This is a genomic window from Hyalangium sp. (genome assembly GCF_035629615.1).
In the GTDB taxonomy this organism is placed as follows: Bacteria; Myxococcota; Myxococcia; order Myxococcales; family Myxococcaceae; genus Hyalangium.
In genome coordinates this window covers 1-6567 of sequence record NZ_DASPHO010000892.1, presented here as the reverse complement: position 1 = coordinate 6567, position 6567 = coordinate 1, and the positions used below count along the sequence as shown (strand labels likewise).

Genomic DNA, 6567 nt, shown 5'->3' with positions numbered 1-6567 from the left:
CGAACTTCCGTGTCCCGCGCTTCGTCGGGGCCGTGGCGCGCTTCTTCCTGGCGGATGCGCTGGTGAAGTCAGGGGGGGACCGGCAGCGGGCCGTGCAGCTCGCGAAGGAGGTGAGCAGCCTGGTGAATCCGCAGGCGCCAGCCGCCGCCCGGCTCTTGAAGGACGTGGAGGCCTGGCTCGCGAAGCATTCGAAGTGAGTGTTGCGACAAATCCGGGGTGGGTTCGTTCAGAAAGATAGAGGGGGCAGAAATCGGCCCTCCATCCCCCCCACCGCGAGCCCCTATGAGCACCCACCGCATCCTCTCGTCCCTTCTTGCCACGACGCTCCTCGGCCTGGGCTCCCAGGCCCATGCCTCGACTCCCTCGGAGACTCCTCCGCCTCCGTTGCGCATCCTCCTGACCAATGACGATGGTGTTGCTGGCTCGGGACTGCGCATCCTGCGGGACACGCTGTGCGCCGCAGGCCACCAGGTGACCGTCGTCGCGCCCTCGGGCGATCGGAGTGGGATCAGCGCCGCGCTCACCTTGAACCAGGCCTTCCGCGTGACGCGGACGGAGTTCCTGTGCGGTGAGACCCCCAGCGCGACGTGGGCGGTCGGCGGCACGCCCTCGGACGCGGTCCTCTTCGGCCTGCAGATCCTGGGGGCGCAGCGCCCTGATCTGGTGATCTCGGGGATGAACTCCGGCCAGAACGTCGGGCGCGCGGTGAACCACTCGGGGACGGTGGGCGCGACTGTGACGGCCGCGGAGGAGGGTGTGCCTTCCCTCGCCGTGAGCATCGGCATCAACGCGCAGGATGCGGGGACGGGCTTCTCCCAGACGGCGGCGGCGGCTCCTCATGCCGCGGCGTACGTGAACGAGCTGATCGGCAAGCTGCGTGAGACCGCGAGGCCTGACGAGAAGCTGCTCCCTGACCGCGTGGCCCTGAACCTCAACTATCCGGTCGTGCTGGGAGAGGATGGGCTCTTCGCTCCGGCCCTGGTGCAGGGGCCGCGTGTGACGGCGGTGGGGCATGGAGAGGTGGTGCGCCCGCAGTACATCCAGATCTCCACTGCGCCCGACGTGTACTTCGCCTCGGGCCCCATCTGCGGCCTCTCGGTCACGTGCGATCCGGAGACGGAGCGGCACGCGGACACCACCGCGCTGGCGGAGGGAGCGATCTCGGTGTCTCCCCTGGCCGTGGACGGGTCTGCGAGCCCGTGGCTCCGGGCGCAGCTCCACTGGCGGCTGAACCGCTAGCAGGGGGAGCCCGGATTGAGCCCGGGCCTCAGTGGCGTTCACGACTCGCCAGGAGTGGAGGCTACTCTGAGGGCCTATGCCGTGGGCTGCGGCTCGTGTTGGGAACGGAGCTGGGACAGCAGCGCTTGTGCGGATTCGTAGTCACTCAGGCTGGAGCCTTCGGTGAACCTTCCGCAGGCCTCCTCGAGGAGCACGCCAGCCTTCTCTGTCTCGCCCACACGCACCATGAGGCGGGCCAGGCTCAAGGCCGCGCGCAGCTCATGAAGCGTCGCGCCGGAATCCTTCGCCAGCGCGAGCGCCCGCTCCAGTGAGGCCCGGGCCGCTGCTCCTTCCCCCTGCAGCAGGAGGAACTCACCCCTCAGCCGCAGCATCTCCGGGAGGTCGCGGCTGGCCGTGCTCGTCTCCGTCATCCGGAGCCCCTCCTCCACCGTGGCGAGGCCCTCGACGCCCAGGCCTCCGAGCAGCTGTGCCTCGAGGAGGCAGAGCAGGCACGTGGGATAGACCAGCATGGCTCCCATGGCCTGGAGCAGGCCCAGTCCCTGACGGATGGACGCGATCCCCGCCTGCACCTCCCCCAGCCTCGCCGCGGCCCAGCCGGCGTTGCACAGGCCGATCGCCAGCGTGAACGGGAACCCATGCTCGGTGGAGATGGCAATCAACCGGCTGGAGAGATCTCGTACGGCTTCGGGCGCTCTCGCCTCGCACTCGATCGATGCGCAGAACGAGAGGGTCGTCGCGATGGCATACGGGTGCCGTGTCCCCTCTGCCAGCGCGAGCGCTCTGGCGGAGTCCTCGCGGGCCCGCCGGGCCTTGCCCATCATCATCTCCGCATACGCCAGATACTGCTGCCCGAGGAGCACCTGCTCGGCGACGTAGCTCTGACTGCCTCCGCGGATCTGGGCCTGAGGCCCCTGGAAGAACTCCTGGGTGATGAGGGCCTTGGCCAGGTTGCAGTACTCATAGGCCTCGGCATACGTCCCCTTCCAGAAGTGCCAGGTGGCGAGCGCTCCATGGACCACCACCAGGGTTGTTGGATCGTCGCTCTTCTCGAGGAGCTGAAGGAAGCGCGCCGCCAGTGAGTCGGTGCTCTCACGATCGCCCCGGACCAGCGCGACGACCCAGATTCCCCAGAGCACGGACAAGGGCGGAGTGCCGAACTGCTCGCACAGCTCCTGGGCTCGCGCGTAGACCTCTTCGACTTCCTTCGCGGCGTAGCCCTTCGCGGACACGAGCGCCTGGCCGAGCTCCACCCGGAGGGTGATCTCCCGCTCGTCCCGCTGGCGCGAGGCCGGCATGCGCAAGAGCTGACCAAGCGCCTGGGTGTAGTGGTTGATCGACTCGGCGATGGCGGACTTGGCCCCAGCGCGCTGGCCCGCAAGCTGCCACGCGTCCACGGCTCGCGCCCACATGGCCGCCTGGGTGGCGTGGTGCGCCAGCACCTCTGGCCGCTCCTCGACGAGCTCGGGGAACTGCTCGTTCAGCACATGGACGATGTGGGCGTGGTAGCGCTGCCGGGTGCTGCGCAGCAGCGACTGGTAGGCCGCATCCTGGATGAGCGCGTGCTTGAAGGCATACGTCGTGTCCGGCGGCGGGCGCTGTCGGTAGATCAGCCGAGCCTGCTCGAGCTGCTCGAGTCCTCGCTCCAGCTCGTCCGCTGGCAGCGAAGAGACTGCGTGGAGCATGGCGACGCTGAACTCCCGGCCCAGGGTGGCCGCCAGCTGCGCCAGCGTCTTCAAGCGGGGCGAGAGCTGATCGAGCCGCGCCAGGAGCAGCTCGTGCAAGGTGGCCGGGATGGTGGACAGCCACTTCCCGGAGGTGGCGCCGCGCGCAGCTCCTGGGTCCACCACCATCCGGGTCATCTCCTCGACGAAGAGGGGGATGCCGTCCGTCCTGGCGACGATCTGCCGGACCGTCGCGTCCGGGAGGGGACTGCCATGAGCGGCCTCTCTCACCAGGGTGGCCGTGCTCTCGGGCAGGAGGGGTGTGAGCTCCAGCTCGTGGAAGCCTGGGCACTTCGTCCAGCCGTGGGAGAACCCGGGCCGGGCGGTGAGCAGCAGGTGGATCCGAGCGCCGGAGAGATGCCGGCGCAGGAGGGAGTCGAGGAACTGCAGAGTGGAAGGGTCGGCCCAGTGCAGATCCTCCACCACGAGGATGAGGGGGCGCTCCACGGCCAGCTGCTGGAGGAGGGCCAGGAGGGCATGCCGGCGCTGCTCCCGCTGGCGATCCGGGAGGAGCAGGAGGAAGGGAGAGTCCTCGGGCAGAGGGAGGGAGAGCAGGGAGGCGAGGGCAGGGACGTGCTCCGCTGGAAGGCCGAGTGCCCCCAGCCGCTGCTCCAGCTTGAGCTGCTTCTGCTGGGGGGAGGTGTCGGTGGAGAACTCCAGGAAGCGCTGCAGCCAGTCGATGAAGGGATAGAAGATGCTGCCCTCGAACTGGGACCAGCACTGGAACAGGGCCCAGGTGCTGGCTCCAGGAGCTTCCCGCCCATGCAGCTCCTGGACGAGGCGGGACTTGCCGATGCCGGGCTCACCTCGGAGCAGGACGCAGTTGCCATTCCCGTCCTCGACGGCCTTCCGGAGCTCGAGGAGGCGTTGCAGCTCGAGCTCCCTCCCCACCAGAGGCGTCAGCGCACCGCCGACGAGCGTCCGGTCGAAGCGGCTCACACCGCTGCGCTCGCGCACCACCTGGTGGAGGTTGACGGGCAACGTCCCCGAGAGCGTCTCGAAAGACCGTGAGCCCAGCGGCTGGAGCTCGAAGCAGCCCTGCACGAGCGCGTGCGTTCCGCCGCTGAGCAGCACCGTCTCCGGCGCGGCCTGGCTCGCCAACCAGGAAGCCAGCCGTGGGGCTTCGCCCTGCATGGCCGGAGTCGCTCCATGGAAGTCCGGAGTGGTGTCCTCCAGGGCCACCCAGTCCGCGTGGATGCCCGTCCTCACGGACACCGTGGGGAACCGCGGGCCCGCCAGCTCTCGCGGGAGCTCCTCCATGAGGTGCAGCGCCGCCTGGACCGCGTGCTCCGAGTCCTCCTCGCGGGTCTGTGGGTAGCCGAAACACGCGAGCACCTCGGCTCCCACGGCGGTGGTGATGGAGCCGCCGTGCTGGCGGATGAGCCGGGTACAGGCCCGGTGGAACGCGGCCTCCAGCTCACCGAACTCCTCCGGATCCAGGGGCTCCACCGAGCTGGGCGTCAGCGTGAGCCGGCAGGCCAGGAGCGTCACCCGCCGCCGCCCGGCGATGGAGCCCGAGCGCTGGGGCCGCAGGGCCAGCTTCTCCCGCAGCGCGTTGACCTGATGGAGCAGCTCCGCTCCGGAGGCAGGACGCTGCGCCGGATCCTTGGACAGGGCGGAGGCCACCAGCAGCGCCACCTCCTCGGGGAGATCAGGCCGGCGCTCGAGGAGCGAGGGCATCGGCTCGGCCGAGGTGATGCGCTCTCGCAGCGCCGGGATGCTGAACCGGGCGAAAGGGTGCTCACCGGTGAGCATCTCGAAGAGGAGGAGCCCGGCGCCCCAGACGTCCGCCCGTGCATCCGGGAGCGCCTGGCTCCACTGCTCCGGGGACATATAAGGAGGCGTCCCGGAGCCGCTGGACTCGCGGGCCGTGGCGGGGCCGACCAGGAGCTGGGCCAGACCGAAGTCGAGCAGCTTGGCCTTGCCGGTGGTGCAGATGAAGACGTTGCCCGGCTTGAGATCCAGGTGGACCAGCTGCCGGGCGTGCGCATGCGCCAGGCCCGCCGCCACGTCGCTCAGGATGTCGAGGGCCCGCAGCAGGCCGAGCTTCACCCGCCGCATGAGCGCGTGCAGCGTCTCTCCCTCCAGGTGCTCCATGACGAGGAAGGGGATCTTCAGCGGCGCGCCCTCCTCCTGTTGCTCGGGATGGGCCGTCCAGAGCGACACGTCATGGACGCGGACGATGTTCTCGTGATCGAGCCGGGCGATGGCCCGGCCCTCGCCCTGGAGGAGGGTGAGCCGTTGAGGCTCGGTGAGCTCCAGGTTGAAGAGCAGGAACTTCAGGGCGACGGTGCGCCGCAGCTCGTGGTCCAGGGCCCGGAAGACCTGGCCCATTCCGCCGCTGCCGATCTGCTCGAGGATCTCGTACCGGCGTCCGTCCAGGCCGCCCAGCCGATCTCCCGGGAGGGGGACCGGGAGCGGTGACTCCTCCCGCACCAGCTCCTTCAGGAACGAGTCCTGGAAGTCGGACTCCTCGGAGGGAGCGGACTGCTTCCCGCCCTGGGAGGGTTCGTCGCCCTGGCCTCCTCTTCCGATGGTTCCGCTCATCTCATTCCTCGCGATGGCTAGGCTCCCGTTGGCGCTTCACAGTCCGGCCGGGTGATCAGCACATACACGAGCGCGAGCGGCCGGTAGGTCGCCAGCTCCTTGGCGTACAGCGGGCCCACGTAGAGCCCGCACGGGAGCTGCTTCGCGACGTGCGGCTGCGGGCCCCCGCCGAGGTCGACCAGGCGAACCTCCACGCTGTTACCGTCCGGCAAGAGCAGCGGCAGGACGTGTTTCCTGCTGAGCACCCCTTCGCCTCCAAGTTGATGGAGATCGCTCAGCTCCAACGTGACGCCTGGAGGCAGGCTGAGGTTCGTCGGCGTGGCGACGGGGCCCACGGTCTCGGCGACGTCATCCATGATGAGCAGCAGGGTGGGCAGCTGCCCGCCCGCCGCCTGCGCTCCCAGCCGAGAAGGGAGGGGCACCAGCCCGAGCCACGAGTCCCACATCCCCACGACGTCCTTCATCCAATCGGAGGGAGTGTACTGCCCCTCTCTCATCTTCTGGATCATCTGGGACCAGCGGCCGACCTGGTCCATCAGCACGGCCGTCGAGGCGTTCATCAGATCGTTCAGGTTGTTCACGGCGGACTCCTAGCTGCTCGGGAAGTACAGGCTGCTCACCAGGTCGTGCATCCAGAGCCCCACGATTGCGGGCGCCATGAAGGAGAGGATCTGCCCGCTGCCCGCCGGGCCCTCCAGGGGCGTGCGCCGCTCCAGGATGTCCGAGAAGCGGATGACCTTCTGCGTGTCGATGCTGAAGAAGCCTGGGGGCGTGTTCACGCGATCGACGTTCAGGAAGCCACTGTCCACATCGACGCCGTTGCGCGCCTCCCGGACGAAGAGCGTGCTGCCCTCGCACGTGTAGAGGGAGAAGCCGAGGCGGATCCGCTGCGGGTTCTCGCTCACCTCGTAGGAGATGTTCAGGAAGTTCCGAAAGGAGGAGACGGAGAAGGTGTTCCAGTTCCACTCGACGTGCTCGAAGAGGTGCCCGTGCCACGTCTCGCCGGGGGGCTCCTTGGTCAGGACCTTGTCGAACTGGGAGCCATCCTCGGAGAGCTCCA

At 68.9% G+C, this 6567-nt stretch carries 5 protein-coding genes; 2 read left to right on the top strand and 3 right to left on the bottom strand.

Translation table 11 applies throughout. The features are described 5' to 3' along the window. Positions 1 to 197: hypothetical protein (locus VD972_RS44515; protein ID WP_324996070.1), on the top strand; the 197-nt coding region annotated here is incomplete at its 5' end. An 85-nt stretch (positions 198 to 282) separates the two neighbouring features. Next, positions 283 to 1239 (top strand): 5'/3'-nucleotidase SurE, encoded by a 957-nt coding sequence (gene surE, locus VD972_RS44510; protein ID WP_324996068.1) that lies wholly within the window; start codon positions 283 to 285, stop codon positions 1237 to 1239. A 74-nt stretch (positions 1240 to 1313) separates the two neighbouring features. Here the strand turns inward: surE and VD972_RS44505 are convergent, their stop codons facing one another. From VD972_RS44505 to VD972_RS44495, 3 genes are all read right to left on the bottom strand, one after another. Further along, a complete protein-coding gene (locus tag VD972_RS44505; protein WP_324996066.1) occupies positions 1314 to 5507 on the bottom strand; it encodes a protein kinase domain-containing protein in 4194 nt (1397 codons plus the stop codon). A 17-nt stretch (positions 5508 to 5524) separates the two neighbouring features. Then, positions 5525 to 6088 carry a hypothetical protein gene (locus VD972_RS44500; protein WP_324996064.1) on the bottom strand — a complete coding sequence of 188 codons (564 nt, stop codon included), beginning with the start codon at positions 6086 to 6088 and terminating at the stop codon, positions 5525 to 5527. Positions 6089 to 6097: 9 nt separating this feature from the next. Further along, positions 6098 to 6567: hypothetical protein (locus VD972_RS44495; RefSeq protein WP_324996062.1), on the bottom strand; the 470-nt coding region annotated here is incomplete at its 5' end.